Origin of the sequence: Bartonella sp. AP150HLJHH, from assembly GCF_042196385.1 — a bacterium.
GTDB lineage: Bacteria > Pseudomonadota > Alphaproteobacteria > Rhizobiales > Rhizobiaceae > Bartonella.
The window spans coordinates 1-1,593 of sequence record NZ_JBHIQC010000084.1; the positions used below are offsets into that span (position 1 = coordinate 1).

3 protein-coding genes and 1 pseudogene are annotated in these 1,593 nt (G+C 49.0%); all 4 read right to left on the reverse strand.

The features are described 5' to 3' along the window. Window positions 1-217 (reverse strand): annotated as a pseudogene (locus ACFING_RS09690) (baseplate assembly protein); the annotation flags it as partial. Beyond that, a complete protein-coding gene (locus ACFING_RS09695; protein ID WP_375630744.1) occupies window positions 214-735 on the reverse strand; it encodes a hypothetical protein in 522 nt (173 codons plus the stop codon). The gene ACFING_RS09695 and the pseudogene ACFING_RS09690, both read right to left, overlap by 4 nt. Further along, entirely contained in the window at window positions 732-1,226 is a 495-nt protein-coding gene (locus ACFING_RS09700) for a phage virion morphogenesis protein (protein WP_375630746.1), read from the reverse strand. Before ACFING_RS09700 ends, ACFING_RS09695 begins: the two co-directional genes overlap by 4 nt. A 1-nt stretch (window position 1,227) precedes the next feature. Continuing rightward, window positions 1,228-1,593: phage protein Gp36 family protein (locus ACFING_RS09705; RefSeq protein ID WP_375630748.1), on the reverse strand; the 366-nt coding region annotated here is incomplete at its 5' end.

Genomic DNA, 1,593 nt, shown 5'->3' on the forward strand with positions numbered 1-1,593 from the left:
TGCTTGAAAGAGCGCCAGAAGCTTCTTGCGCTTGCAACCAAGGCGATAAAACCGCTTGTCCATTAGAACCCTGTTCGGAAAGTTTCACCCGCACCCTATGACCATCAACTTCTGCAACCCGCCCAATCATGTGCTGGTTGGCAAGACAGCGTTCAAGCGCATCAAGACGCTTCATGATTTGCCGCAAGGTGTCACTCAACAAATGCGCATCATTCATGCCCCCACCTCATTGTCCCATGAAATCAAACCACTTTTGAGTTGTCCTTCATCACAAAAAATATCTCGTCCCAACTGATGCAAATCTTGGTGCCATTCCACCACGCTTATCGATACACCACGCTGCTTAATCGCCGCAGAGATAATCGGTTCAATTTGCACCTCACGCGGGGCGCTCAAATGCGTTAGCCCCCACAATTGCCCGCTATGACAAAGCACCGCAATAGCTTCTGCCAAAAGCCAACTGGAAACATCACGCTCTTTGCCTGTGGTAATAATAAAAGCCCCTAAATGAAGATCAGCACTCATCTGTCCAGAAGCAACAGAAATTAAACGGCTTTCTAACACCGCAACACGCACGGCTGGAGCCACCAGCATCTGTGTTTCCAATTCTTCTAAATTAAAACGTCCAAATTGACAGCCGCAATCACGCACATCCGGCAAAGCGCTTTTAAGGCTTCTTATCACCGCTTCACGAAACTGATTAATGCGCCCTGCTTGCTTGACCGTTTGGTTCATGAAAAGACCCTTTCCAGCCAATCTTCTGCCGCCTTGACAATTTCCACTTTATTGCACGCTGAAAGCCCCAAATAAGGACGTGCGGGCATGGTCACTTGGCGCACACAAACAAAGCGGTGTGCATTGCCGCTTTTAAGAAAAAAGCGCAGTGTCTTGCCATTTTTCGGGCGAATAACCCCACCCAATTGATGAATCCGCGCATAAACCAACCCAGACCCCACAATCACCTGTTCTGGTGAAGCTTTCATATCAATGGAGCGTGAAAGCGCCCCACTGGCAAAAAGAATGGAGGTGCGGGCATGATTGTTTTTCCACTTCTCTCCTTGAGGAGAGGTTTTTTCGCTTTGAATCCGCCGCCTTGTGCTCTCTTGGATAAGACGCCCAACCCCTTGTGCCAAAGTCCCCATCGAGCTATCAGCGCCCTTTTGTAAAAAGGATAAAGCCGCTTCAAGCCCTGTCTCTTTAATCTCAATATGGGTTGAAACAGACATGTTACCTTCCCATCAAACGCGGCTTAGCATGGAAAAAAGCCCCATCACGCACGGGACCATCTTCGCTCATAATTTTAGGCTCATCGACCCCTAAACCCGCTTTGCCTTCCGCAATGCGTTTCAAGAGTTCAACCGCCTGTTTGTAACGATCTTCAATGGTCGTGGTCAGTGCCGTATGGCGTATGGCTAAATTATAAACAGCAATATTGACACAGATCATACCCAGAGCCGCCGGCTGTCCAGCAATCGGGACGCAGTAGCGATGAGACAAATGCACATCAATCTCACCGCTTGCCTGTTCGAGCGCGCGGGCAATGGCTTGCTCTGAAAAAACTGGATCAGAATTCTCATCCATCCCGCACAAATC